Annotated in this window: 23 protein-coding genes; 5 read left to right on the top strand and 18 right to left on the bottom strand. The window is 40.9% G+C overall.

Annotated features, from left to right (window positions below; translation table 11 throughout):
* Position 1 precedes the first annotated feature (1 nt).
* Both M998_RS07225 and M998_RS07230 read right to left on the bottom strand, forming a co-directional pair.
* Positions 2 to 676 (bottom strand): CsgG/HfaB family protein, encoded by a 675-nt coding sequence (locus M998_RS07225; RefSeq protein ID WP_068440741.1) that lies wholly within the window; start codon positions 674 to 676, stop codon positions 2 to 4.
* 400 nt (positions 677 to 1,076) lie between these two features.
* A complete protein-coding gene (locus M998_RS07230; RefSeq protein WP_068440738.1) occupies positions 1,077 to 1,430 on the bottom strand; it encodes a YcgJ family protein in 354 nt (117 codons plus the stop codon).
* A gap of 337 nt (positions 1,431 to 1,767) precedes the next feature.
* Between M998_RS07230 and M998_RS07235 the strand changes: the two genes are divergently transcribed.
* A complete protein-coding gene (locus tag M998_RS07235; RefSeq protein ID WP_068440735.1) occupies positions 1,768 to 3,057 on the top strand; it encodes an MFS transporter in 1,290 nt (429 codons plus the stop codon).
* 508 nt (positions 3,058 to 3,565) lie between these two features.
* Positions 3,566 to 4,279: a histidine utilization transcriptional repressor HutC gene (hutC, locus tag M998_RS07240; protein ID WP_068908193.1), complete on the top strand. Its 714-nt coding sequence runs from the start codon at positions 3,566 to 3,568 to the stop codon at positions 4,277 to 4,279.
* Positions 4,280 to 4,436: 157 nt separating this feature from the next.
* Here the strand turns inward: hutC and M998_RS07245 are convergent, their stop codons facing one another.
* The 7 genes from M998_RS07245 to hutU all read right to left on the bottom strand — a co-directional run bounded on the left by M998_RS07245 (position 4,437) and on the right by hutU (position 13,832).
* Positions 4,437 to 6,119, bottom strand: a complete 1,683-nt coding sequence (locus M998_RS07245; protein ID WP_068908195.1) for an electron transfer flavoprotein-ubiquinone oxidoreductase — start codon at positions 6,117 to 6,119, stop codon at positions 4,437 to 4,439.
* A gap of 11 nt (positions 6,120 to 6,130) precedes the next feature.
* The gene (locus M998_RS07250) at positions 6,131 to 7,081 is read right to left on the bottom strand and encodes an electron transfer flavoprotein subunit alpha/FixB family protein (protein ID WP_068908196.1); all 951 of its coding nucleotides are present in this window, start codon (positions 7,079 to 7,081) and stop codon (positions 6,131 to 6,133) included.
* A gap of 15 nt (positions 7,082 to 7,096) precedes the next feature.
* On the bottom strand, positions 7,097 to 7,852 hold the full coding sequence (locus tag M998_RS07255) for an electron transfer flavoprotein subunit beta/FixA family protein (protein ID WP_068908199.1): 756 nt from the start codon (positions 7,850 to 7,852) through the stop codon (positions 7,097 to 7,099).
* 150 nt (positions 7,853 to 8,002) lie between these two features.
* Positions 8,003 to 9,442, bottom strand: a complete 1,440-nt coding sequence (locus M998_RS07260) for a purine-cytosine permease family protein (RefSeq protein ID WP_068440719.1) — start codon at positions 9,440 to 9,442, stop codon at positions 8,003 to 8,005.
* Between the two features lie 343 nt (positions 9,443 to 9,785).
* On the bottom strand, positions 9,786 to 10,925 hold the full coding sequence (locus M998_RS07265) for an acyl-CoA dehydrogenase family protein (RefSeq protein WP_068908201.1): 1,140 nt from the start codon (positions 10,923 to 10,925) through the stop codon (positions 9,786 to 9,788).
* Positions 10,922 to 12,106, bottom strand: a complete 1,185-nt coding sequence (locus M998_RS07270) for a CaiB/BaiF CoA transferase family protein (RefSeq protein WP_068908202.1) — start codon at positions 12,104 to 12,106, stop codon at positions 10,922 to 10,924. The genes M998_RS07265 and M998_RS07270 overlap by 4 nt, the downstream gene beginning before the upstream one ends.
* Positions 12,107 to 12,164: 58 nt before the next feature.
* Positions 12,165 to 13,832, bottom strand: coding sequence for a urocanate hydratase (gene hutU, locus M998_RS07275; protein ID WP_111750969.1), 1,668 nt, complete (start codon positions 13,830 to 13,832; stop codon positions 12,165 to 12,167).
* Between the two features lie 511 nt (positions 13,833 to 14,343).
* On the opposite strand from hutU, the gene M998_RS07280 reads away from it, so the two are divergent.
* The gene (locus M998_RS07280) at positions 14,344 to 15,273 is read left to right on the top strand and encodes a hypothetical protein (RefSeq protein WP_068908204.1); all 930 of its coding nucleotides are present in this window, start codon (positions 14,344 to 14,346) and stop codon (positions 15,271 to 15,273) included.
* Between the two features lie 775 nt (positions 15,274 to 16,048).
* Here M998_RS07280 and livF read toward each other — a convergent pair.
* From livF to M998_RS07305, 5 genes are all read right to left on the bottom strand, one after another.
* Entirely contained in the window at positions 16,049 to 16,750 is a 702-nt protein-coding gene (livF, locus tag M998_RS07285; RefSeq protein ID WP_068440703.1) for a high-affinity branched-chain amino acid ABC transporter ATP-binding protein LivF, read from the bottom strand.
* The gene (gene livG / locus M998_RS07290) at positions 16,750 to 17,529 is read right to left on the bottom strand and encodes a high-affinity branched-chain amino acid ABC transporter ATP-binding protein LivG (protein ID WP_068440701.1); all 780 of its coding nucleotides are present in this window, start codon (positions 17,527 to 17,529) and stop codon (positions 16,750 to 16,752) included. The genes livF and livG overlap by 1 nt, the downstream gene beginning before the upstream one ends.
* A complete protein-coding gene (locus M998_RS07295; RefSeq protein WP_068440698.1) occupies positions 17,526 to 18,797 on the bottom strand; it encodes a high-affinity branched-chain amino acid ABC transporter permease LivM in 1,272 nt (423 codons plus the stop codon). The genes livG and M998_RS07295 overlap by 4 nt, the downstream gene beginning before the upstream one ends.
* Entirely contained in the window at positions 18,794 to 19,720 is a 927-nt protein-coding gene (livH, locus tag M998_RS07300; protein ID WP_068440696.1) for a high-affinity branched-chain amino acid ABC transporter permease LivH, read from the bottom strand. Before livH ends, M998_RS07295 begins: the two co-directional genes overlap by 4 nt.
* A 157-nt stretch (positions 19,721 to 19,877) precedes the next feature.
* A complete protein-coding gene (locus M998_RS07305) occupies positions 19,878 to 20,987 on the bottom strand; it encodes a branched-chain amino acid ABC transporter substrate-binding protein (RefSeq protein WP_068440693.1) in 1,110 nt (369 codons plus the stop codon).
* A gap of 449 nt (positions 20,988 to 21,436) precedes the next feature.
* Between M998_RS07305 and panM the strand changes: the two genes are divergently transcribed.
* Both panM and M998_RS07315 read left to right on the top strand, forming a co-directional pair.
* Entirely contained in the window at positions 21,437 to 21,862 is a 426-nt protein-coding gene (gene panM / locus M998_RS07310; protein WP_068908206.1) for an aspartate 1-decarboxylase autocleavage activator PanM, read from the top strand.
* On the top strand, positions 21,849 to 22,235 hold the full coding sequence (locus tag M998_RS07315) for a VOC family protein (protein ID WP_068908218.1): 387 nt from the start codon (positions 21,849 to 21,851) through the stop codon (positions 22,233 to 22,235). The genes panM and M998_RS07315 overlap by 14 nt, the downstream gene beginning before the upstream one ends.
* Positions 22,236 to 22,370: 135 nt before the next feature.
* On the opposite strand, the gene rpoH is transcribed toward M998_RS07315, so the two are convergent.
* From rpoH to ftsY, 4 genes are all read right to left on the bottom strand, one after another.
* Positions 22,371 to 23,249 (bottom strand): RNA polymerase sigma factor RpoH, encoded by an 879-nt coding sequence (rpoH, locus tag M998_RS07320; protein WP_068440687.1) that lies wholly within the window; start codon positions 23,247 to 23,249, stop codon positions 22,371 to 22,373.
* Positions 23,250 to 23,493: 244 nt separating this feature from the next.
* On the bottom strand, positions 23,494 to 24,471 hold the full coding sequence (ftsX, locus tag M998_RS07325; RefSeq protein ID WP_068908207.1) for a permease-like cell division protein FtsX: 978 nt from the start codon (positions 24,469 to 24,471) through the stop codon (positions 23,494 to 23,496).
* Positions 24,464 to 25,129 carry a cell division ATP-binding protein FtsE gene (ftsE, locus tag M998_RS07330; RefSeq protein ID WP_068440681.1) on the bottom strand — a complete coding sequence of 222 codons (666 nt, stop codon included), beginning with the start codon at positions 25,127 to 25,129 and terminating at the stop codon, positions 24,464 to 24,466. The genes ftsX and ftsE overlap by 8 nt, the downstream gene beginning before the upstream one ends.
* A gap of 6 nt (positions 25,130 to 25,135) precedes the next feature.
* Positions 25,136 to 26,232, bottom strand: a 1,097-nt coding sequence (gene ftsY / locus M998_RS07335; RefSeq protein ID WP_068908209.1) for a signal recognition particle-docking protein FtsY, incomplete at its 5' end; no start/stop codon positions are given.

The raw sequence follows: 26,232 nt of genomic DNA on the forward strand, positions 1-26,232 counted from the left end.
CTTATTTCGCAGGCTGCCAAGCGCCACTTTCCACGCCTGTTACCAAATTATTTACCGCTTCTCTAATTGCTAAATCTAAAACTTTACCATTCAACGTGGAGTCATAACTTGCAGTTCCACCAAAGCCAATAACTTCCCTATTTGATAATTCATATTCACCAGCACCTTGGGAAGAAAATACAACTTCTGATGTTTGTACATTAACAACATTTAAATTTACTTTAGCATAGGCTATTTGCGATTTTCCGCGGCCTAAAATGCCAAATAATTGGCGATCACCAACTTCTTTACGTCCAAACTCAGTCACATCGCCAGTAATAACGTAAGTGGCGCCTTTTAATTGTTGAGTTTGGCCTTTAATACCCGCTTCTTCTTTTAATTCCTGCATATTGGTACGGTCTAATACATTAAATCGACCTGTTTGCTGTAAATGTGTCATTAATATTGTTTTTGATTGGTTTCCTAGACGATCAACACCATCGGAAAAGATCCCGTTCATATAACTGGAACGATTATCAAATTTTCCAATTGATATTGGGCTTTTAGGACCTGAATAGTTTGTATTGTATGTCGCAACTTTTTCAACCGCGAGCGAACGAGACGATTCACTGGCACAACCACTTAGTAATGCACTTGCAATAAAAACAGATGCAACACTGATTTTTGATATATTCATTTAGCATTCTCAATTAAATTTATTTTTTGATAATAATTATTACAAATACATTTTGCATCAAATAAGAATAATGGTCTAGAAAATATTAGTAATTACCCCTATCAGTAACACCCTCTAGCATACTGATTATATTAATTAGTTCTTAATATTAATTCACATAATAACTAAGGTTTACTAATTATGGCTTATTTAAAATATTGGCACTTGATCTTTATTCAAAAAACAGCCCAAATAAATTTTACATCACAATTACATTATCTCTACATTAATAATTTTATTTTAATTTAATTTACCTTCGATCTATAATTAAATAGTATATAGATTAAAAATACAAAAAAAGTATATTTAATAATTAAATATACTTTTTTACAGAGATATTTAATATATTCTGAAATATTTTTTACTCACCAAATAATATTTCTGTGTATTTTTTAGACACTTTGCTTCGTTGCCCATTCTCAAAATAGCGATCTACATGACATTTTTTCTCTTGAATATCACAAAAAATACCATTTGCAAATGTCATCTGTGTTTTATCAAAATCACCAGCCAACTTAATGTTACTCGCCTGCTTTTCGCCGATATATTTTTTAGTCAGCTCAATAGATACACCGTCTTTACCACTAACACACAGGTACTTATCACATAGCACATTCTTTTCAGGTGATTTTAAAGCAGGAGCTGTTTTCGCCATTGCGAGCATGGGAGAGATAACGATTGCGATCCCAAAAGCAAGTAATGTACTCTTTTTCATATAAATTCCTTAATCTAAATAATAAAAATAAAACTATCTATACGGTAACTTTAGACTACTCTTTCGTATTTTCATTTCACCCATAGTATTTAATTACAGAGTATTCCGAATACTAAAAGCGAAGATAACAACTTTAAAAATTTACCCTCCAGAGCTTAGTCACCTCCTTATTTCTTGCACAAAATATCCATTTTCTGCATTAATTTAACCATTTGTTAACATAATTGATTGTACTTTCGATTAGAAAAGATAAGTGTAGTTAATGCCATTTTGAACCAATAAAAATACTACCTGCAATTTCAAAAGGTATTAAACGCTCACGAGAAGAGAGTTATTTATGACGACACAACCTATCGCTGTTAAATCATTTAGATCAACGAAAACGACATCTAAAGTTTTACTTATTTGCTGGATGAGCATTTTATTTGAAGGTTATGACGTCGGTGTTATGGGCGCAGTGCTCCCCACGCTTGCTGAATATAAACAATGGGATCTATCACCTTTAGAGCTTGGTGCTTTAAGTAGTTACGCCCTCGTAGGTATGTTTTTTGGGGCATTTATTATTGGCACATTGAGCGAATTATATGGTCGACGCCGTATGCTGTTAGCCTGTGTGTCTCTTTTTTCATTAACGATGTTAGGGGCAGCTTTTGCGCCAACACCTTGGATTTTTGGCTTAATGCGCTTTATTGGTGGCATCGGATTGGGAGGGGTCATCCCCGTAGCGGCAGCACTTACAATAGAATATTCCCCCGCAGAAAAACGCTCTTTTAATTATGGAATTATGTATTCCGGCTATTCACTTGGCATTTTAAGTGCAGCTCTCGTCGCAATGTGGCTGCTTGAACAATTTGGATGGCGAAGTGTCATTGCTTTTGGTGCAATACCTTTATTATTAATATGGCCTATGGCGCGTATTTTACCGGAATCCTTAGAATATTTATCTCATAAAGGTTTGCATAGTCAGGCGAATAAGTTAGCCGATAAATTAGATATTCATTATCAACCGTCAATTGAACAACAACAGAAATCACAAAGCATAAAAGAAATTATCGCCGTGGTATTTGCAAAAAAACATTTACGTGCAACGGCTTGCTTTTGGATAGCACTATTTTGTGGCATGTTGCTGGTTTATGGGTTAAATACTTGGCTGCCATCCATCATGAGAAAGGAAGGATATAATCTAGGTTCAAGTCTAACCTTCTTGATTGTATTCAGCTTAGCCTCTGCCATAGGCGGGTTATTTTTAGGAAAAATTGCAGACAAATATGGTGTGCGTAATTCAGTCGCCTTTTTCTTTTTACTTGGCGCAATCGGTGTCGGCTGTTTAATATTTAAACAAAACATCTATATGAATTACATACTGGTCGCTTTTGCGGGTATTGGCAGTATTTCCGCGGCATTAATTCTCACTGGATATATTGCAAACTATTACCCGTCGAATGCAAGAGCTTCAGCCACGGGATGGGCTTTAAGTTTTTCGCGTATTGGTGCAATGACAGGTCCTATGTTTGGGGCTTATATTGCCAGCTTAGGTATTGCCACTAGTTGGAATTTTATTGCATTTGCTGTTGTTGCGGTTATTGCAGCAACTGCAGTCATTATGCTCCCAGCAAATCGTCATTAAAATGGTAATATAAGTCAGATAAATGGGGTAAATAACAATTTACGCCATTTACTTTACTGCCTTTAAAATCATCAATTTTGAAAAAATATCTTATCTGACATTCTCTATCTTGCCATTCCAATCGAGTTACCTTCAACTAACGGTACTGGCTCAATCTGATATCAACACACTAAGCGCTCATCAATAGCTTATTTTATGAAGTAAATTTAACATCATAATAATAAATAAAGGTATATAGCCCTAGAGAAACCTATCTTATAATAATGAAATTGAGACACTTACTGTCTATATTTTTAGCATATAAATAAAATGATAAATCTAATGTTATTCTTATATACTTCCAGTAAATTGATTTTCTTATCAGCACTTAAAATCGATAGGGATAAAAACTGTTGCCTACTAGTAAAGCAAATTATTACTGATAAACTTGCCTTCGATATACATGACGTGATTAAAGGTAATAAATCTTTGTTTAATCTACTTTTAACAATAATTTTGAATAAAAACGATGACATCACAACCCGCATATAAGCGAATTCAGTCCTACATTTTGCGTAGCATTGATTTGGAAATATTTAAAGCTGAAACTCAGATCCCAACAGAGCTGGAGCTTTGCGCCCAGTTTAATGTTAGTCGTATGACCGTCAATAAAGCGATTTCAGAGCTAAGCCAAAAAGGTATTTTAAATCGGATCGCAGGTAAAGGGACATTTGTTGCAACGCAAAAGCATGAATTACCGGTCACTAAAGCGTTCGATATATTTGATGAAATTTCTGCAAGCGGAAATAAATATAGTGGCCAACAACTGCAACTTAAAGTGATCCCTGCAACAGCAGAAATTGCATTGCAATTAGGTATTGTTGAAGGAACGGATGTTGGGTATTGCAAGGTTCTTCATTTCGAAAATGACATTCCATTAATGCTTGAAGAACGCTATGTTAATCATGCGATTGTTCCCGATTTTGTGAAGCAACAATTTGGCAATAATGAAACACCCAGTGGCTTTCTACAGCGCCATTTTCCTGTGAGTGAAATGGAACATACGATAGAAGCTACACTCGCCACCAAGCCTATAGCTAACGCATTATCGATTAAAGAAAGCTCGCCATGCTTGCAACTTAGTCGCCGAACATGGACAGGAAATACGCTTATTAGTTATGTCAATATGGTTACTGCTGGCTCGCGTTATAAGTTGAAATTACACTCACGCATTGAGCACTAAATTAAAAAAAAGATAAAAAAAGGGGGCAAAGCTGCCCCAAAACGACTGATAAATATTAACTACATCATCAAGCACATCTATACCCAAGAATAATTCACATTACAGCCATCACGTCTGTAAATTGAAATTTAATGGGCAAACATCACAACAAATAAATCTACATTCCTTGGTAAATAGGACCTTCTCCACCTTGTGGCGCTGTCCAGGTTATATTTTGCATAGGGTCTTTAATATCACAAGCCTTACAATGCAGGCAGTTTTGGGCATTTATTTGCAGTTTTTCTTGCTCTTTTTCATTGATAATTTCATAAACACCCGCCGGGCAATAACGCGTTTCAGGTGCTGAATATCGCGCTAGATTGATACTTATTGGTACCGTATTATCTTTCAATCGTAAATGACAAGGCTGCTGTTCCTCATGATTGGTATTGGATAAAAATACCGATGATGGCTTATCAAATGTGAGCTTACCGTCCGGCTTAGGATACACAATCGGTTGAAAATTTTTCGCATCTTTAAGCCCTTCATGATCGTCATGCTTAAGCTTTAAAGTCCAAGGACTACGCCCTTTTAATAACAATTGCTCAGCACCAAATAGCATCGAACCAACCACCAAACCTTTTTTCATATAGGGTTTAAAGTTTCGCGCCAAATAGAGTTCCTGATAAAGCCAGCTTTGCTCAAATTTTTGTTTAAATTGCATTTTAAATACGGCGTGATCAACAATGCCATTTTCCAATGAATCAAATAAAGCTTCGGCGGCTAATGCGCCACTTTTAATCGCACAATGGGTGCCTTTAATACGTGCGGCATTGAGAAAACCAGCATCATCACCAATTAATGCTCCACCAGGAAAACTCAATTCAGGTAAAGCGGGTAAGCCACCTGCGACCATGCTTCTCGCACCGTAGCTTATCCGCTCACCTCCTTTTAAAAAGGCACTAAATGAGGCGTGCATCTTTAAACGCTGAAACTCTTCAAAAGGCGACAAATAAGGATTTTCATAGTTCAAGCCAACCACTAAGCCAACGGCGACTAAATTTTCGCCATAATGATAGGCAAACCCACCGCCATAAGTTTGGTTATTTAATGGCCAACCAATCGAGTGAACGACAAACCCTGGTTGATGCTGTTCTTTTGGGATCTGCCAAATTTCTTTAATTCCTAAGCCGTAAGCTTGTTTTCCTTTATTTTTTGCTAAATCAAAGTGTTCAATGAGCTGCTTCCCTAATTGCCCACGGCAGCCTTCTGCAAAAAATGTCATTTTAGCAACTAGGTTCATGCCGGGCTGATACATCGCAGTAGGGTTACCCGCTTTATCTAACCCCATATCGCCAGTCGTTACGCCAATAACTTGGTTTTGCGTATCAAACAAAATCTGTGTGGCGGCAAATCCGGCAAAAATATCCACGCCAAGCGCTTCGGCTTCGACGGCTAAACCGGCACTTATTTGCCCTAAACTACCAATTAAATTACCCTGATTTTTTAAGCATGTGGGCAGAAAAGCTAATGGCAGATGAGTCGCTTTATTTTCTTTTAACCAAAGAAAACGATCTGTAATCACCGGTGTTAAGTCCGCAGAGACTTTTTCCTGCCAATCTGGCAGTAACTCATTTAGCGCTCGAGGATCGATAACCGCACCAGATAAAATATGCGCACCAATTTCAGCCCCTTTATCAATTAAACAAACAGAAAGCTCTATTTGCTTTTCTATTGCCAACTGCTTTAAACGAATTGCGGTTGATAATCCCGCAGGCCCGCCACCGACAATCAGGACATCAAATTCCATCGATTCCCGCTCGGGAGCCTCATTTATGTTGACACTATTGTCGATAGCCATATCCATCTCCCCTAAGCGAGCGCTTTATCAAATTCAGGCAAGATCTCAAATAGATCGCCAACAATACCGTAATCGGCTACTTGGAAAATTGGCGCTTCCGGATCGCTATTAATCGCTACGATCACCTTACTTTCTTTCATTCCCGCAACGTGTTGAATTGCGCCAGAGATCCCCACTGCGATATACAAATCAGGTGCAACTATTTTACCTGTTTGACCCACTTGATAGTCATTCGGTACATAACCTGCATCTACCGCAGCGCGAGAAGCGCCAACTGCTGCACCTAATTTATCAGCGATATTTTCGAGTAAAGTGAAGTTTTCACCGGAACTTAACCCTCGCCCACCGGCGATAACCACTCTTGCAGAGCTTAGTTCCGCACGACTAACCTGCGTCAGTGACTGACTTTTTAATTGAGAATGCTGTGGAATATTTTCCACGACCATCTCTTCTATTGGTGCGGGGCTTTGTGTTTCTGTCGCGCTGGAAAATGCCGAACTGCGTACAGTCACAACCACTTTATTGCCATTATTTTGTACCGTAGCTAATGCATTTCCTGCATAAATAGGTCGAATAAACGTTTGTTCATCAATAACCTGTGTAATATCTGAAATTTGAGCCACACCCAATGTTGCCGCTACGCGTGGAGCAATATTTTTACCAAAAGTTGTCGCTGGAAATAGTAAGTGGCTATAGCTTTGAGCGACTGAAATAATGGCACTGCTCATGGGTTCTGCCAGCTGCCCCTCAAGGGCATCAGATTCAATCATAATCACTTTTTCGACACCTTCGATTGTTGCTGCCAACTCAGCAACTGCGGCGGTATGGCTACCCGCGACTAAAAGATGTAAGTTTCCGCCAGCCGAAATGATGTCGCGAGCAGCCGTAATACTATGATAACTAGATGATTTTATTGTTTGATTATCATGTTCAACAATAACTAAAACTAATGATTGGCTCATGGTGATTCTCCCTCGTTAAATCACTTCTTTTGCTTGAAGTTCGCTGACTAATGCCGCTGCATTACTCAAAATAGTGCACTGCCCTGTCCGCTTTTTAGGCTCAGAAACATTAATCGTTTTAACTTGCCCTAAAGGTGAAAAATCCATCTCATCAATATTGATGATATCTAATGATTTTTTCTTTGCTTTCATAATATTAGGTAATGTTGCATAACGAGGTTCATTGAGACGTAAGTCTGTTGTCACGATGGCAGGTAAAGGCATCGAAAGGGTTTCAAGTCCACCGTCAATTTCGCGTGTCACCTGTATCGCGTCACCATCCATAACAATTTGAGAAGCAAAAGTCGCTTGAGCACAATTCAGTAAAGCAGCAAGCATTTGCCCGGTTTGGTTACAGTCGTCATCGATAGCCTGTTTACCTAATAAAATTAAATCAGGTTGCTCATTAATAACCACTTTTTGTAATAGACGAGCGATGTCTAACGGTTCTAATATCATATCGGCTGGTCTTTGAATCAAGACCGCGCGGTCAGCACCTATCGCCATCGCACTACGCAATGTTTCCTGCGAACCGATATCACCAATGGAAACGGCAATAATTTCACTGGCCTTTCCTGATTCCTTTAAACGTACCGCTTCTTCGATGGCAATTTCATCGAACGGATTAATTGCCATTTTGACGTTTGTTAGCTCAACACCTGAGCCATCCGCTCTGACTCTAACTTTGACGTTGTGATCAATAACTCGCTTCACTGCGACTAAAATTTTCATAACAACTCCTATCACGATTCTTATGGCAATTTATTAATCGCGCTTTTCAGGTTGAAGGAACCCTTGGCAGTGATATATTCACTGCCATTGTCCTGCTCGATTTTTATTTTTCGCCTATTTTCTATCGATATTTATCGCTAGTTTTGTACTCTATTTTTCGGTTGGTAATATCAGTCTGTCTGCCACTGACATTGGCCATATTTTGATTGCCGCGTAATAAATAATACCCGTCGCGACTAAGCCGATAATCCATGAAATATCTACGCCACCCAATGCTTCAACAAGTGGACCCGTATAAAAACCAGTTGAAATAAAAGGTAATTGAATCAATACACCGATGATATAAGTTGAGATCCCAACTTTGTTCCAACGACCATAGCGACCATCTGGGTTTGCCAGTTCAGGCACATCATAACGGCCTTTGGTGACCCAGTAATAATCCACTAAGTTGATTGCGCTCCAAGGCGTAAAGAAAGCTAACAAGAACAGTAGGAAAGATGAGAACAGTTTTAAAAATGAATGCTGACCCGCCAATCCTAGTAAGGTTGAGAAGCTGACCATTAAGATGATAAAAAGCAGTCGTTGCCCACGAGAAATCTGGTTTTTCCCTCGGAAACCACACCAGATAGCCGCCATCGACATAAAGCTGCCATAAGCATTCAAGGCGGTGATGGTGACTTTACCAAAGAAAATGCTGATATAAAGTAGCGCGGCGATTAGCCCTGTACTGCCTAGCCCCACAATATAAGAAACTTCATTCCCCGCAAATTTATTCCCAGCTAGTGCAGCGGCAAAGACCCCGAGGATCATCGACGCTTGCGTACCTATCACCGTTCCAGAACCCACCGCCAGAAACGCTTTTATTGTTGGGGTTTTGGTTGGCAGATAACGCGAATAGTCCGCAACATAAGGGCCAAAGGCAATTTGCCAAGAAGCAGATAATGACATCGCTAATAAGAAATTCGTCCAATCAAAATGGCGATTTTCCAGTAAAACTGAAACGTCATTCATATAAAATAAGCGGAAGAAAAGGTAAAAGAAAGCCACGATGCCAATCACACTCGCCGCTTTGCCTAATATGTGGATAATACGATATCCACATATTGTAATACCAATAATTACCACACCAAAGATGATAATCCCCATCCAGTCGCTAATATGTAATAACTGCCCTACCGCTTGTCCAGCTAATACAGTTCCACTGGCTGAGAAACCAACATACATCAGACAAACCAATAAAATAGGAATGACTGCACCATATACCCCGAACTGTACGCGGCTAGAAATCATTTGAGGTAAGCCTAATTTAGGCCCTTGAACTGCATGCAGTGCCATTACAGCACCACCCAATAATTGACCAATAAACAGCCCAATTAATGACCAGAAGACATCACCGCCAAGTACAACGGCTAAAGCCCCAGTCACAATCGCGGTTATCTGTAAATTTGCACCAAACCACAAGGTAAACTGACTCGATAGCGTGCCATGGCGTTCAGATTCAGGAATATAGTCAATGGAGCGGGCTTCAATGAGTGGAACATTTTCCTGTTTATTTTTCTTTCCTGCGATTATGTCGTTTGAAACTGTCATGGTAACTCCTCTTTAAGCAAGGCTTGGCCTAAAGAATGAACCAATTATACCCGTCTCACTTCCCTTGCTATCTACAAGGTGAATTATTCGGATATAGCCCTAATGAATGTACTTCACCATAAATATTGTATGTCACTAAAAATATTACAGGATCCAGTCATTGGACATTACTTCGGGTGATATTTTATCTTTTGTCTACCCGTCATTAATAATTGAAATACATTCTTAAACCTGATTGTTGTTGTGTTTTTAATTCCATGATCCTGTTGTCAGGTGATCCATTTTATTGCAGTAATATTGACCGATAACCGCCTGTCCCGATTATCGGCTTTAGCTTGGTGTACTAAATTGAATCTAATACAATGCGTGAAATAATGATTTTTTGGATCTCTGAAGTGCCTTCAAAGATACGTAAAATTCTGGCATCACGAACATAACGTTCTAGTGGTAGATCGCGAATATAACCGTACCCGCCATGGAGTTGTAATGCTGCATCGGTAACGAATCCTGCACATTCCGCAGCAAATAGTTTGGCAGTCGCTGACTGCAAGCTAAAACGGTTTCCTGAATCGCGTAACTCAGCGGCATGCCAAGTCAACATGCGAGCAGCCTCAAGCTGTGTATGCATATCCGCAATTCGCCATTGAGTCCCCTGATAAGCCGCGAGTGGCTTTTTACCAATCTGACGCTCTTTGACCCAACCCAATGCACTTTCCATCGCTGCGCGAGCAATACCCAATGAGGTTGCCGCAACTTCGACTCGGCCTTTATCCAGCACTTCCATTGCGGTGTGGAAACCTTTATTTTCTTCCCCTAAAAGGGCTGATTCAGGTAACCAGCAGTTAAGCGCTAATTCATAAATAGTGCTGCCGCGTAAACCCATGGTTTTTTCGGGTTGTGAAAACGCAACACCTTCAGTACCTTTTTCAATCATAAACGCACTGATACCACGCGCGCCTGCTTCGAGGTCTGTTTTCGCATATAACACAATGAAATCTGCTTCTTTTGCGTTAGTAATATAGTGCTTATTACCACGAATGCGCCAGCCACCCTTTTCACGAGTTGCGACTGTTCGCATGTCTGCGGGATTCGATCCCGCCGCAGGTTCAGTTAATCCAAAAGCCCCTAAAGCTTCACCACTTGCCGCTTTTGGTAACCAATACGCTTTTTGTGCTTCCGTACCACCAATTAAGATAGAATCCGTGGCTAAAAAATGGGCGGTTAAAGCAGAGGATGTCGATGCACAAGCTGCAGCAACCGCTTCAACAATTTTACTCATTGCGATACTACCAATACCAAAGCCACCGTATTGCTCAGGTAAATTAATCCCCCAACATCCCATTTCCCCAAGCGCTGTAAGGCTTTCAACACAAAAGGTTTCGGTTTCATCATAACGCTGGGCATTCGCTTGTAGAATATCGCGACACACTTTTTCAACTGCATCTACAATTGCGTGTTCTGTTTCATTAATTTCAAAACTCATTGTATTGTCTCCGCGCTTTTCGTTGTTGTTTTTGCCGGTTTATAAATAGAATTCGCCTCCCCCAAACTCGGGGCTCTTTGCGTTGAGTGGGGCTTAACACCATTAAAGAATACGGGCTGAGAAATCAGTGGGGTACCACCGTCGTTAAGATGAGTTAGCACCTGGCGAACATGCGCATGTTCACTTTGAGTTGCCTGCTGTAGGTCGTGAATAGGTGATGCAGGAACCCCTGCGTTTAACAGTAAATCACACACTTCCTCAACAGTTTGTTCTTTTGTCCAATTTTCAATTTCTTTACGTAATTCAGCTTGATTGACGGTACGAGTCGGGTCATCAATATAGCGAGAGTCTTGGCTTAGCAACGGTTTACCCATGCATTCACAAAAACGTTGAAATAGCTTTTCGCTTGCAATCGCAATCACAACCAACCCATCTTTTGCTTGGTAGGTATCAAACGGCGTTGAAACCGGATGACGATTCCCCACCAAACTCGGCGCTTTATTATTCGCAAATAAATTAGAAAGCCCGGTTAATTGCATACTTAACAACACATCTACCATTGCGACATCAATATATTGTGCACTTTGAGCGTGACGTTCTCTGGCAAATAGCGCGCTGCTAATTGCCCATGAAGCGTACATACCTGCACACACATCACCAATCGATTCACCACTGCGTGTTGGCCCTGTTTCAGGGAAACCGGTAACACTCATTAACCCGGACATTGCTTGTGCCACAATGTCATAAGCCGGATAGCTTGCTAATGGGCTGTTTTGGCCAAACCCTGAAATACTGGCGTAGATCAGCGTAGGGTTATGCAGCTTTAAACTATCAAAATCAATGCTGAGTCTTTTCGTTACACCGGGGCGAAAATTTTCGACAACGACATCACTTTCTTTAACTAATTGGATAAGAATGGCAAGATCGCTTTCAGATTTAAGATCCAGTTCAATACTGCGCTTACCTCGGTTGATCAGGCCGTAATAAACACTCTCACCCTCAATAAAAGGGCCTAAATGACGGCTATCATCACCATGATCAGGCACTTCAATTTTGATCACTTCAGCACCAAGATCCGCCATCATTGCTGTGCAATAGGGACCAGCGAGCACACGGCTTAAATCAATGACTTTGATGCCAGCCAATGGCCCTTGCCTATTCTCCGTTGACACAGTATTCATACTGAATTCCTTATTTCATTCAGGCGATTGCCGACCGATAAAAAATCGGCAATCAACATCATTTAACCATCGGTAAATTAAGACCTTGCTCTTTTGCACACTGGATAGCGATGTCATAACCCGCATCCGCATGGCGCATCACTCCTGTTGCTGGGTCATTATGAAGAACTCTGGCAAGGCGTTTATCTGCTGCGTCCGTTCCATCACAAACGATAACAACACCCGCATGTTGGGAGAAACCCATCCCGACGCCGCCACCATGGTGTAAACTTACCCATGTTGCGCCACCCGCTGTATTCAATAAGGCATTGAGTAGTGGCCAGTCAGATACTGCATCAGAGCCATCTTTCATTGATTCCGTTTCGCGGTGTGGGCTGGCGACAGAACCAGAATCCAAGTGGTCACGACCAATAACAATCGGCCCTTTTAGCTCTCCACTTTGCACCATTGCATTGAAAGCACGGCCTAATCTTTCTCGGTCTTTCAGACCAACCCAGCAAATACGTGCAGGTAATCCTTGAAATTCGATGCGCTCACGCGCCATATCCAACCAGTTATGTAGGTGTTTATCGTCTGGCAGTAGTTCTTTCACTTTTTGATCGGTTTTATAGATATCTTCAGGATCACCTGACAATGCTACCCAACGAAATGGGCCAATACCTTCACAAAAAAGAGGGCGAATATAGGCAGGAACAAAGCCTGGGAAATCAAATGCATTGCTTACACCTTCATCTTTTGCCATTTGACGAATATTGTTGCCGTAATCAAATGCTGCTGAGCCGCGTTTTTGCATTTGCAGCATCGCTTCAACTTGCACTGCCATACTTTTCTTCGCTGCTTTAGTCACTTCTGCAGGAGCACTTTGCTGCTTTTCACGCCACTCGTTTAATGTCCAACCTTGTGGCAAATAGCCATGAACAGGGTCATGAGCACTGGTTTGGTCTGTGACTGAATCAGGTGTGATATTGCGCTTTACCATTTCGCTATAGACATCAGCCGCATTACCAAGCAAGCCAACAGAAACAGGCGTACCATTGGCTTTGGCTTCTTCGATATACTGCAATGCTTGGTCAATTGAAGTAGCTTTCTTGTCGACATAGCGTGTTCTTAAACGGAAATCGATACGGCTTTCATCAGATTCAACGGCAATCATGCTAAATCCTGCCATAGTCGCAGCTAATGGCTGCGCACCGCCCATACCACCAAGCCCACCGGTTAAAATCCAGCGCCCTGATGCATTTCCGTTAAAGTGCTGTTTTGCAAGAGAAACAAAAGTCTCATAAGTCCCTTGGACAATGCCTTGTGAACCGATATAAATCCAAGACCCAGCGGTCATTTGGCCATACATCATCAAGCCTTTGCGATCTAATTCATTAAAATGATCCCAATTAGCCCAATGAGGAACAATATTTGAGTTTGCAATTAATACGCGCGGTGCATCGGGATGAGTAGGAAAGACACCGACAGGTTTACCTGATTGAACCAACAATGTTTGGTCATCTTCAAGAGTGGTTAAAACCTCTAAAATTTTGTCATAGCATTCCCAATCACGGGCTGCACGGCCAATACCACCATAGACAACTAAACTTTGTGGGTGCTCTGCCACATCAGGGTCTAGATTGTTTTGAAGCATCCGATACACGGCTTCTGTTAGCCAGCTTTTACAGGTTTTTTCACTACCGCGCGGTGCACGGATCACTCGTGTAGAGTCTGTACGGTTTAACATAAATCTATCCCCTATCATCCATTTTAATTTAACGTAAATTTAACAATTTTGACGACGATAATCAGCGAGATATCTTTTTAGTGATAATACACTTTAGTTTTAAAGTCAGTTATCTGCTGAAAAACAAGTAGTTAACTTGATATCAACTTGCTCACGACTATCTATCTTTTAGCTTTGTTCATCTTGCAATCAAATATATATACATTTACTTCACAAAGTATATACATTTAAATTTGAATTTTTACATGAAGTGTAGAAGCGGGATAGAAAGTGAGGTTATACAACAATCAGTAGATGGCTGTTTATACAGAAAAAGATGTATATACATTTGAATTTATGTCTAGAAACAAGCAAATAGCGAAAATGCGAGTGACCTCACATAAGAATGTAATAAAAATCCAGTGATACAGCGAAGATTAATGACCCTCGATTTATTCGTGGTCACGTTTATTGCAATTTTATCGTTTTTAAATCACGTATATTCACATCAATCTTAAAATTGGAGATCATTATGAGTAGCAAGATAGTCAATTTTTTTTATCATGCACTACACTACTTTCGCCCAAATAAAAAAAGGAATATTAATATTTCCCAAGTGAACAATATTAATAATTTATTACCCGTTCCTCGTTCCTTACGTGAACAAATAAAAAACACACCTATTACAGAAATAATACCTGCGATTAATTTTGTTGGTAAGCATTTCAAGCTACCAGAAAGATTCTATTTTAGGAAAAATTGTGATACTCGAATTGAAAACTTGTCATATAACAACCAAAAAATCGTCCTTAATATTAATAATAAAATGGAATCTTATTTTGATAGTGATTTTATAAGTGATAAAAAAATTATTCATAATAGAGATGAATTGATTTCTGAATTAAATTACCAGATATCTATGCAAAATAATGATAATTTCATTAAAACTGAAAATAATGAACTATCTATTGTTAAATCAAAAAAATCAAAATCTTGTTTTCATCAAATAGGTATCGATTTAAACAGGATGAATATAAAAGTTAAAATCAATAAAAATAAAGCTATACGCTTAAACGAAATTAATGACCTTAACGAAAAATTTTATCATATCCCTCCCTCTCACATTAGCCATATATGCAATACCGCAAATCAATCACATTTAGCAAATGCTTACTTTGAAGTTGTTGGTATGATTAAAAATAATAATGATGAATATTTATCTCAAAAGGAAAACTCATCTTCAATACTTATTGAAGTATTAGAGGCTAATCATTATCAGGTCACATCAGAGTGTGTTTTTAATTTAACTAATATAAAAACTAATAATCCGATCAGAAATACCGAAGTTGCAACAAAAACAATCACAAAATTTAAAATTGATGATATTGGAAACCTTACCCCAGAAATAAATGATAGGCTAATTATAGATATAAAAATGGAAACTAATCCTGAAGGGAAATGATTCTAATCATAATAAAGAAAATACGCTAAATTATTCAACTTGTCGATAGGCGGCAAGCAAAGCTATCTCGGGGAGCATACATAAGTATGTGACCCGAGTCGCCAAGTGAAGCCAACACCCCTACAATTTTAAGAATGACCGAATCTTTACGCTAAATCATTCAACTTGTCGATAGGCGGCAAGCGAAGCTATCTCGGGGAGCATACATAAGTATGTGACCTGAGTCGCCAAGTGAAGCCAACACCCCTACAATTTTAAGGATGACGCGTATTTACGCTAAATTATTCAACTTGTCGATAGGCGACAAGCGAAGCTGTCTCGGGGAGCATACATAAGTATGTGACCCGAGTCGCCAAGTGAAGCCAACACCCCTACAATTTTAAGGATGACCGAATCTTTACGCTAAATCATTCAACTTGTCGATAGGCGGCAAGCGAAGCTATCTCGGGGAGTATACATAAGTATGTGACCCAAGTCGCCAAGTGAAGCCAACGCCCCTACAATTTTAAGGATGACCGAATCTTTACGCTAAATCATTCAACTTGTCGATAGGCGGCAAGCGAAGCTATCTCGGGGAGCATACATAAGTATGTGACCCGAGTCGCCAAGTGAAGCCAACACCCCTACAATTTTAAGGATGACCGAATCTTTACGCTAAATCATTCAACTTGTCGATAGGCGGCAAGCGAAGCTATCTCGGGGAGCATACATAAGTATGTGACCCGAGTCGCCAAGTGAAGCCAACACCCCTACAATTTGAAGGATGACGCGTATTTTAGCCACCGAGGTAAGCGCTTCGCACAGCCTCATTAGCTAACAAAGCCTTTCCACTGTCTTCCAGTACGATATGGCCATTTTCAAGTACATAACCACGATCGGCCAGCTTTAGGGCTTGATTGGCATTTTGCTCAACGAGAAAAATGGTCATCCCTTCTTCACGTAACTGTTGGATGGTATCAAAAATTTGCATAATGATGATAGGCGCTAGCCCTAAGGAGGGTTCATCCAGCAACAAAAGTTCAGGCTGACTCATTAGAGCACGACCGATGGCGAGCATTTGCTGCTCGCCACCAGACATTGTTCCTGAGCGTTGGCTACGGCGTTCATAAAGCCTTGGAAACAGCTTATAAACGCGTTCTATGCGCTCTTGGTATTGTTGGCGATTTGCAAAAAAGCCCCCCATTGCTAGGTTTTCATCTACCGTCATTCGTGAAAATACACGGCGGCCTTCCGGTACCAATGCAATATCTTCCCGCATAATTTTTGCGGTAGGTAATTGAGTAATATCGACACCACGATAAATAACTTGCCCTTCCGAAGCGCGAGGATCGCCACATAAGGTACTGAGTAAGGTGGTTTTGCCTGCCCCATTCGCGCCAATTAAGGTCACGATTTCACCCTTTTGAATATTCAAACTAACTTCATGTAACGCTTGGATTTTCCCATAATGGGTGGAAACTTGTTTAAATTCTAACATCAGTAAGCTTCCCCCAAGTAGGCCTTAATCACATCAGGATGTTGACGAATTTCATTCGGCGTCCCATCAGCTAATGGCGTCCCTTGATTGACGACATAAATTCTATCTGAAATACCCATAACCAATTTCATATCATGCTCAATCAATAAGATAGAAACATTATGATGAGTCCGCAACTCTGCAATTAACTCATCTAAATCATTGGTTTCTTTTGGGTTTAAACCCGCTGCAGGCTCATCTAACATTAAAATTTCTGGGCGAGTTACCATACAACGAGCAATTTCAAGACGACGCTGTTGACCATAAGCAAGGTTTCCAGCTTGTCGGTTAGCAAATTCGAGTAAATTAACTCTTTCAAGCCATTTTACTGCATTATCAACCGCTTCAGATTCCGCTCGGCGAAATGCCGGAGTTTTGAGTAGTCCGGAAAAAATGCCGCTTTTTAGATGTTGATGCTGCGCGACTAATAAATTTTCAATCACGGTCATTTCTTTAAATAAGCGAACATGCTGAAAAGTACGGATCACACCAAGACGAGCAATTTGCTGTCCTGTTAACCCTTCTAAATGTTTATCACGATAAACAATCGTGCCGCTTGTCGGTTTATAAAAACCCGTTAAACAGTTAAAAATGGTGGTTTTCCCTGCTCCATTAGGGCCAATCAAAGAGACTATTTCCCCTTGATTCAACGTAATTTCTACATTGTTTACCGCCAATAAGCCACCAAATCGCATGGTTAAGCCACTCACTTGCAATAAAGGGGTTGCTAATGTATTCATACTACATCCCCCTGTTGTGCTTTTTTCAGCTTCATTTGCCGACGCTTCATTGGCAATAATCCTTGTGGCCGCCAAATCATCATCAATACCATTAATGCACCTAATAACAGCATGCTATATTCATTGAGATCACGCATCATTTCTCTTGATACAACAAGGATAATCGCCGCAACAATCACTGATGTCTGTGAACCCATTCCACCCAATACCACGATGGCTAATACAAATGCAGATTCAACAAAAGTGAATGACTCAGGGCTGATAAAGCCTTGCCTTGCCGCAAATAATGTTCCAGCAAACCCCGCGAATGCGGCACTAATGGTAAATGCTGTTAACTTAATGCGTGTGGGACTTAACCCTAATGAGCGACAGGCAATTTCATCTTCACGTAACGCTTCCCAAGCACGCCCCAATGGCATGCGCAATAAACGGTTAATCACAAATAAGGTAATCACAACCAGTAATAACGCCACAAAGTATAGGAAAATAATCCTATCGCCAGGACTGTAATCCAAACCAAAAAAGTGATGGAATGTATCCCAACCGTCTTTTGCGCTACGGCTAAACTCTAAGCCAAAGAATGTCGGTTTAGGCAGTTGACTGATCCCATTCGGCCCACCGGTAATTTCAGTATTATTGAGTAATAAAATTCGGACAATTTCACCAAAACCCAGTGTAACAATCGCCAGATAGTCTCCCCGTAATCGAAGAACGGGAAAACCAAGCAACAATCCGGCTAATGCAGCAGTTAACCCTGCTATCGGCAAACTTTCCCAAAAACCAAAACCATAGTAGTGATTTAATAAACCAAAGGTATAAGCGCCAATGGCATAGAAGCCCGCATAGCCTAAAACTAATAAGCCAGAAAGCCCCACTACCACATTTAGACCTAACCCTAACATGACATAAATTAGCGTCAGCGTCGCAATATCAACACTCCCTCGCGACACGATAAAAGGCCAAATAATGGCAGCAATAATGATAACTATTGCCAATATTTTTTGTTTCGCTGTAGAACCATCAAAATCGGGTATTGCCCATGACTTTTTTGGCACACCTTGCCAAACTTTAACCAATGAAGGACGTACAAGCTGATAAATGAAAATGGTCACAATACCAGCAAAGATCCAATTCCAGCGGATAGAATCGCCTGTCGTAACCACTAATTTTGTACCATCAAGGGTTAAGCGTAATCCCAACATAAAAACGGCTAAAACAAAGAAGGTAACCGAGGCAACGATGGCGTTGATCCAATTTTCTTTTCTCATACCTTTTCGACCTCCGGGCGACCCAGAATGCCAGTAGGCATAATTAACAACACACCAATTAATAACCCAAATGACACAACATCTTTGTATTCAGTACTAAAATATGCCGATGTCATCGCTTCAGCCACACCCAGGATTAAGCCACCAAGCATTGCACCAGGAATACTGCCAATACCACCAAGTACCGCAGCCGTGAATGCTTTCATACCCGCCATAAAGCCAATGTATGGGTTAATAACCCCATAGAATTGTCCCAGTAAAACGCCTGCGACTGCAGCCATAGCGGCACCAATCACAAAAGTTAACGAAATAACACGGTCGGTATTTATGCCCAGCAAGCTGGCCATTTTTAAATCTTCCGCACAGGCACGACAAGCTCTTCCCATACGTGAATAACGGATAAATACCGTCAAAGCGAGCATAGCAAGCAAGGTTACAACCCAGATCGTCAGTTGCATTTTAGAAACAGTCGCTTCAAAACCATCGCTTTCACCTAAGATCCATTGCCCTGTGATCAAACTGGGTAAAGCGAGATCACGTGAACCTTGCGAAAGGCTGACATAGTTTTGCAGAAAGATGGACATACCGATCGCCGAGATCAACGCGATCAGTCTTTTAGAATGGCGTACAGGTCGGTAGGCAACGCGTTCAATACTCCAACCGTAAGCGCTAGAAACAACAATAGCCGCAACAAATGCGGCAGCAACAAGGATCCAGCCTACGTCGATCCCCAACATCATTAAGCCCGCGATGACGATGAATGAGACATAGCTGCCAATCATATAGACTTCACCATGGGCGAAGTTAATCATTCCAATAATGCCATACACCATGGTATAGCCGATGGCTATCAGTGCATAAGTACTGCCTAATGTTAAACCATTAAGGAATTGCTGAATAAAATAAAGAATTTGATCTGACATAGGACTATCCTTTCAAACTACTGTCCCTCTGTGGAGAGCAGAAGCTGGGAGTCAGTATGCCAACCCCCAGCTAATTACTTGTCTACCTTAGATAATCCAGATTGCGTAACGTAGATGACCAGCACCAATGCATGGGCAATCTGGAGTATAACTGGTATTATTTCACTGCGGTGGAAGTTCCATCCTTATGCCACTCAAAAACACCAAACTCAAAACCTTTCAGGTCTCCATTTGGCTGCCAGCTCAAAGTTCCCATTACCGTATCAACCGGATTAGCTTTCAGATCTTTAACTAAGTCTTCAGGTTCAACGCTGCCTGTACGTTCCATTGCTGTTGTTAAGCCTTGGATCGCGGCATAGGTTGTCCAAACAAAAGGCCCCGTTGGATCTTCTTTCTTGGCTTTTATCGCATCGACGATAGGTTGGTTGGTTGGAACTTGATCATAACGTTTAGGCAGTGTGACCAGCATCCCTTCTGAGGCATCTCCAGCAATGTTAGACAATGATGAGTTACCGACCCCTTCAGGCCCCATAAAACGGGTGTTTAATCCAGACTGTTTTGCTTGGCGCAAAATTTGCCCCATCTCTGGGTAGTAACCCCCAAAGTAAACAAAATCAACGTTCTCTTTTTTCAGTTTCGCAACCAGTGCAGAGAAGTCTTTATCACCTGCGGTGACACCTTCAAACATGACTTCTTTTACGCCCGCTTTGTTGAGGCTTTCACGAACTGAGCGCGCTAAACCCTCACCGTATTGTTGCTTATCATGCACAACTGCAATACGTTTCGGTTTAATTTCATCTAAAATGTATTTAACTGCAGTAGGGCCTTGGTCTGAGTCCAGCCCCGTTGTACGCATAATTAACTGGTAACCCCGCGTAGTTAAATCTGCATTGGTTGCCGCTGGTGTGATCATAATGATACCTTCATCCTCATAGATATCGGATGCAGGCTGAGTTGAAGATGAACATAAGTGCCCAATAACATGGCGAATACCGTCATTGATCACTTTGTTCGCGACTGCTACCGCTTGTTTAGGATCACAAGCGTCATCATATTCAACGGCAACTAACGTATTGCCGTTGACCCCACCCTTAGCGTTAATATCAGCAATAGCTTGACGAGCGCCAGTAAACTCCATATCGCCGTATTGAGCAACAGGCCCTGACATCGCACCGACAACGGCAATTTTAATCTCTTTTGTCCATCCTGCTGAGCTGAATACCATTGCGATACAGCCAGCTAATAGTGCTTTATTCATAGTCTTCATCCTACCGTCCCCATCTCTATAGCTTTGAGTGTTTGTGTTTGATTTATAATAGATTATTATGGTTGGCAGTCAGTGATGCCTTATATCCTATCCACTCAAATTGTCATTTTACCTACAGGCATAATCAACAACTGCTTGAAGAATAATAGATATATTTTAAAATACAGCAGATAAGGCTATATATTTCATGACATTAAACAAGATAATTATGCTAAATAGCAAATGTATATGGTAGGTAATTAAGTTATAAGCAGAATAAAAAACTGATGTTATCAAGTGGTTTTTATCTAAATACTAGTGTTATATTCGGGTTAAATTTAAATTAATCCGAGCTAAACTCGGAAAATTCACCCATACAAAATTATTCGCTCTAAAATCTAAAAACCAGTTACAGATCACTCTGACAACAGGTGTGACTGCAAGATATACAAGGAAACAGATAAAACATCATGAAACTTACGATTATCCCTTTGGTCAATCCTACTGAGCAACAGTATGCCGACTTGTATAAAATCTGGACAGACCAGAACCAATCACAACTGACTGAAGCACTAGAATCTGGGCAATATTTTTACGCAGCTCGCTTTAATGACCGGTTGCTTGCTGCTGCAAAAATCACTCTCAATAAACATCATGGTGTTATTTATGATTTTTGTGTCCGCGAAGTGACTCGCCGCCGAGGTGTCGGACTGTATTTATTACAACAAATTTGTTATCAACAACCCAAAATTACGCATTGGCACTTTAGTTTTAGTGAATTAGATACAAAAAATGAAATGGTTATGACACAATTTTTGGCTGCAAGTGGTTTTACCGCGACAGAAAAACAGGGTGAATGGGAAATGAATCTAAATGGAAAAAATGAAACTAAATAAAATCCATCATGTTGCAATCATTGCTTCAAATTATTCGGTGAGCAAAGATTTTTATTGTCGAATACTTGGATTAAATTTACTGAATGAATATTACCGTTCAGAAAGCAACTCATGGAAAGCAGATTTAGCCTTCGATGATAACTATCAGATTGAATTATTTAGCTTTCCTCACCCACCAGCAAGAGCAAGCTACCCAGAAGCCGTTGGGCTTAGGCATTTAGCATTCAGTGTTGATGATTTGGATAAGTGGGTAGTTTATTTAGCGGGGCAGGATATTATCTGTGAGCCAGCGAGGATCGACCCTTATACAAAAAAACGATTTACATTTTTTGCAGACCCCGACGGGCTGCCATTAGAGCTGTACTCATCATAGTTTAAAATTTAATTTAAACTTAGCTAAAGCCAGAAAAATTAACGACGAAATAAGCGTCTATCTGCATCTATTGTCCGCATTCCTAAACAGCCGAATCAATAAATGCAGATAGATTAAAAAAGGATCGAGAACGAATTACATTTCGTCCTCGTCGTCCTCTTCCATCGCTAAACGCAATTTTTTCATTGCGTTCTTTTCAAGTTGGCGGACACGTTCAGCTGATACACCGTATTTATTAGCAAGCTCTTGAAGTGTTGTCTTATTATCATCGTCAAGCCAGCGAGCTCGAATGATATCTTGGCTTCTTTCATCTAAAGAAGAAAGTGCATCTGAAAGACGATCTGTCGCATGGCTTTCCCAATTATCATCTTCGATGGAATCGGCAAAGTCGGACGATTTATCCTGTAAGAAAAGCACAGGTGCAACCGGGCCACCAAAGTCACCGCTGTCATCATCATCAGACATGTCAAAGGCCATATCTTGAGCCGCCATACGTGATTCCATTTCGCGAACATCTTTCGTGCTCACACCTAACTCTTGTGCGACCATGTCCACTTCGTCTTGGTTAAACCAACCCAGACGTTTTTTATTTTTTCTCAAATTAAAGAATAGTTTACGCTGTGATTTTGTTGTGGCGACCTTCACGATACGCCAGTTGCGTAAAACATATTCATGGATCTCAGCTTTGATCCAATGAACAGCAAAAGAAACTAAGCGAACACCGACTTCTGGATTAAAACGGCGCACCGCTTTCATCAGACCGATATTCCCTTCTTGAATTAAATCCGCTTGCGGTAAGCCATACCCTGCATAACCACGTGCAACATGAATAACAAAACGCAAGTGTGATAAAATCAGTTGCTTTGCAGCATCCAGATCACCATGGTAATGCAGCCTTTCAGCAAGTTCCTTTTCTTCCTCAGCGGTAAGCATAGGGTACGCATTGGCAGCCCGCATGTAAGCTTCAATACTCCCTTGCGGAACTAGCGTTAATGATTGCATATCTTTGGTCATTCAGATCCTCTATAAAAATAATAGGCAGTAGATTAATTCGATGCGGTTAACAAATAGTTTAGCAGACTCGTGGCGTTAAATAAATTATATACAAACTTTGTTAACCGTAGGTCAATATAGGACAAACTATATCTTAGTAAGTTCCTAAATGATTAAATCATCAACCGCTTAACTGTTCATCGATGCGGAATTTAGCACCGATGAACGATCGATTTCTAACGATCAGCTTATAACTATTGACGGCTTATTCCGGGGTGAAATGGCGTAAATGCTGGATTGTTGCTAACCAAGCCGCAGCCCATCCGACAATCGCGGATAGCAATAGGATCAGCAAGGATTCATCCCACAATAGCCCTTCGATACTGAACTGAGTACCAAAGACACTCGCCACTTGAGCAACAACACCAGAAAGTTGCCACACTAATAAGAAAGTCATGATTAATGAAATAATTGCGCCGAGACCACCGAGAACAATACCGCCGTTTAAGAATGGTCGCATAATGAAACCATCGGTTGCACCAATCAATTTCATCACATTAATGGTATCTCTACGGGCAAAAATATTCAAACGTACGCTATTACCGATAACGAGGAATAAGGAGACTATCATCAAAATACCGATAACAGACGCCACTTGCCCAACCAATCGAGTGAGTGCGGCTAACCGTGAAAACCAACTATCATCCATACGGACTTCTTCAATTCCCCCCACTTGGCTGACTCTATCGCGTAATGTTGCTAAAACATCTGAGCCTTCGAAATCAATTTTAGGGGTGATGATAGCGACAGCAGGTAATGGATTTTCTTCAAGCATATCCAAAGCGGTACTGAACCCAGACCAGCTACGGAACTCGCTCATGGCCTGATCACGAGAAAGGTAATTTACATGCTCAACCCCATCGAGGGCTTGTAACTGAGTCACAACGTTCTGCCCACCTTGCTCATCAAGAGATTTATCAAGGTAAACGGTTAATTGTGGTGTTGGATACCATTGCGACGCAGCTTGAGAAACGTTTTTCCAAACAACGTAGCAAAGGCTGGGTAGCGCTAATGAAATTGCGATCACCATAATTGTCAAAAAGGTCGCCAAAGGTTGCCTTAGCATATCGGCCAGAGCATTTAACCATGAATAACGCCACTGTTCACGCCATCCACCTTTCAACGCCTTACTTTTAGACTGTTTAGGACGCTCAGGCTTGTTTCTACGTGCATTTTTAGCCATGTTGACCTCCTAGCATCCGACCTTCACTTAATGTAAGAACACGGTAGTTACGGCGCTCAATCAAAGCAACATCATGGGTGGCCATTAAAACGGTAACACCAACCCGATTAAACTCTTCAAATAAGCGCATGATCCCCTCAGATAGTTCACCATCAAGGTTACCCGTTGGCTCATCCGCTAACAGCATCGTAGGTTTATTCACAACCGCACGAGCAATCCCCACGCGTTGTTGCTCACCACCCGACAACTGAATAGGAAGGTTTTTTGCTTTATCAAGTAAGCCAACCTTATCTAATGCAGCCGAAACACGCCGACGGATATCTTCAGTACTGGCGCCTGAAATAATCAGGGGCATCGCCACATTGTCATACACTGTTCGGTCAAATAACAAATGGTGGTCTTGAAAAATCATACCAATTTGCCTACGCAAAAATGGGATCTCCCGATTTTTTAACCGACTGATATCATGACCATTAAACAATATATGACCCGCACTTGGGCGTTCAATACCGCAAATGAGTTTAAGTAGCGTACTTTTACCTGCACCGGAGTGACCTGTTAAAAATGCCATCTCTCCGGGTTGTAGATGAAAATCTACACCTTGGAGAGCTTGCCGGCCACCGCGATAAGCTTTACTAACGTGTTCAAAGCGAATCATCGAAAATTATTCCTCTCGGGCAAATAGAGCCTCGATAAAGTCATCTGCTTTAAATGGGCGTAAATCTTCAATACCTTCACCAATTCCAATATAACGAATAGGAATACCGAATTGATCTGCAATAGAGAAAATTACCCCACCTTTTGCTGTGCCATCGAGTTTCGTCAATGTTATACCAGTCAGACCAACCGCTTCATTAAAAAGTTTCGCCTGACTAATCGCATTTTGTCCAGTACTTGCATCTAGTGTTAGCATAATTTCATGGGGAGCTGTTTCATCCAGTTTTTTCATTACACGGACAATTTTTTTCAACTCCTCCATTAGATGCGCTTTATTCTGTAAACGCCCTGCCGTATCAGCAATCAATACATCTGCACCTTTGGCTTGAGCAGATTGAATACCATCAAAAATGACGGATGCAGGATCGGCACCGGTATGTTGGGCAACAACGGGAATTTTATTACGCTCACCCCAGACTTGCAGTTGCTCTACCGCAGCAGCACGGAAAGTATCTCCCGCCGCTAGCATTACCGTTTTCCCTTCAGACTGGTACTGGCGCGCTAATTTACCAATCGTTGTTGTTTTACCAACACCATTAACCCCAACCATAAGAATAACATAGGGTTTTTTATCTTCGATGACCAGTGGTTTGTCTGCGTTAGCTAAAATATCAGACATTTCTTCACGCAGCTTGCTATATAAAGCTTCTGCATCTTTAAGATCTTTACGGCTGGCATGAGCAATCAGATTGTTGATTATTTTTCGGGTTGTCTCAACACCGACATCAGCAATAAGCAGCTGTTCTTCTAGCTCTTCAAAGAGGTCATCATCAATTTTTTTGCCGCTAAATAAACTAAAAAAGCCTGAACCTAAATTTTGACGAGTTTTTAATAAGCCTTTTTTTAATCGAGCAAAAAAGCCTTCTTTTTTTGGTTTTTCTTGCTCAGTTGCTTGTGAGCTTTCAGCCTCCTCGGCTAAACGTTGACGCTCAGCTTCGGCTTCTTGCTCTATAATCAGTGCAGCCTGAGCCTCTTCTTCTGCTAAACGTTCTTCTTCTGCAAGGCGTTCAGCTTCTTCTTCGGCAAGGCGAGCAACTTCAGCCT

This window comes from Providencia heimbachae ATCC 35613, assembly GCF_001655055.1.
GTDB lineage: Bacteria > Pseudomonadota > Gammaproteobacteria > Enterobacterales > Enterobacteriaceae > Providencia > Providencia heimbachae.

What these genes read in the sequence shown, in the direction of transcription:
- M998_RS07225 (WP_068440741.1), bottom strand. Translation starts at nt 676, where the DNA reads ATGAATATATCAAAAATCAGTGTTGCATCTGTTTTTATTGCAAGTGCA.
- M998_RS07230 (WP_068440738.1), bottom strand. Translation starts at nt 1,430, where the DNA reads ATGAAAAAGAGTACATTACTTGCTTTTGGGATCGCAATCGTTATCTCT.
- M998_RS07235 (WP_068440735.1), top strand. Translation starts at nt 1,768, where the DNA reads ATGACGACACAACCTATCGCTGTTAAATCATTTAGATCAACGAAAACG.
- hutC (WP_068908193.1), top strand. Translation starts at nt 3,566, where the DNA reads ATGACATCACAACCCGCATATAAGCGAATTCAGTCCTACATTTTGCGT.
- M998_RS07245 (WP_068908195.1), bottom strand. Translation starts at nt 6,119, where the DNA reads ATGGCTATCGACAATAGTGTCAACATAAATGAGGCTCCCGAGCGGGAA.
- M998_RS07250 (WP_068908196.1), bottom strand. Translation starts at nt 7,081, where the DNA reads ATGAGCCAATCATTAGTTTTAGTTATTGTTGAACATGATAATCAAACA.
- M998_RS07255 (WP_068908199.1), bottom strand. Translation starts at nt 7,852, where the DNA reads ATGAAAATTTTAGTCGCAGTGAAGCGAGTTATTGATCACAACGTCAAA.
- M998_RS07260 (WP_068440719.1), bottom strand. Translation starts at nt 9,442, where the DNA reads ATGACAGTTTCAAACGACATAATCGCAGGAAAGAAAAATAAACAGGAA.
- M998_RS07265 (WP_068908201.1), bottom strand. Translation starts at nt 10,925, where the DNA reads ATGAGTTTTGAAATTAATGAAACAGAACACGCAATTGTAGATGCAGTT.
- M998_RS07270 (WP_068908202.1), bottom strand. Translation starts at nt 12,106, where the DNA reads ATGAATACTGTGTCAACGGAGAATAGGCAAGGGCCATTGGCTGGCATC.
- hutU (WP_111750969.1), bottom strand. Translation starts at nt 13,832, where the DNA reads ATGTTAAACCGTACAGACTCTACACGAGTGATCCGTGCACCGCGCGGT.
- M998_RS07280 (WP_068908204.1), top strand. Translation starts at nt 14,344, where the DNA reads ATGAGTAGCAAGATAGTCAATTTTTTTTATCATGCACTACACTACTTT.
- livF (WP_068440703.1), bottom strand. Translation starts at nt 16,750, where the DNA reads ATGTTAGAATTTAAACAAGTTTCCACCCATTATGGGAAAATCCAAGCG.
- livG (WP_068440701.1), bottom strand. Translation starts at nt 17,529, where the DNA reads ATGAATACATTAGCAACCCCTTTATTGCAAGTGAGTGGCTTAACCATG.
- M998_RS07295 (WP_068440698.1), bottom strand. Translation starts at nt 18,797, where the DNA reads ATGAGAAAAGAAAATTGGATCAACGCCATCGTTGCCTCGGTTACCTTC.
- livH (WP_068440696.1), bottom strand. Translation starts at nt 19,720, where the DNA reads ATGTCAGATCAAATTCTTTATTTTATTCAGCAATTCCTTAATGGTTTA.
- M998_RS07305 (WP_068440693.1), bottom strand. Translation starts at nt 20,987, where the DNA reads ATGAAGACTATGAATAAAGCACTATTAGCTGGCTGTATCGCAATGGTA.
- panM (WP_068908206.1), top strand. Translation starts at nt 21,437, where the DNA reads ATGAAACTTACGATTATCCCTTTGGTCAATCCTACTGAGCAACAGTAT.
- M998_RS07315 (WP_068908218.1), top strand. Translation starts at nt 21,849, where the DNA reads ATGAAACTAAATAAAATCCATCATGTTGCAATCATTGCTTCAAATTAT.
- rpoH (WP_068440687.1), bottom strand. Translation starts at nt 23,249, where the DNA reads ATGACCAAAGATATGCAATCATTAACGCTAGTTCCGCAAGGGAGTATT.
- ftsX (WP_068908207.1), bottom strand. Translation starts at nt 24,471, where the DNA reads ATGGCTAAAAATGCACGTAGAAACAAGCCTGAGCGTCCTAAACAGTCT.
- ftsE (WP_068440681.1), bottom strand. Translation starts at nt 25,129, where the DNA reads ATGATTCGCTTTGAACACGTTAGTAAAGCTTATCGCGGTGGCCGGCAA.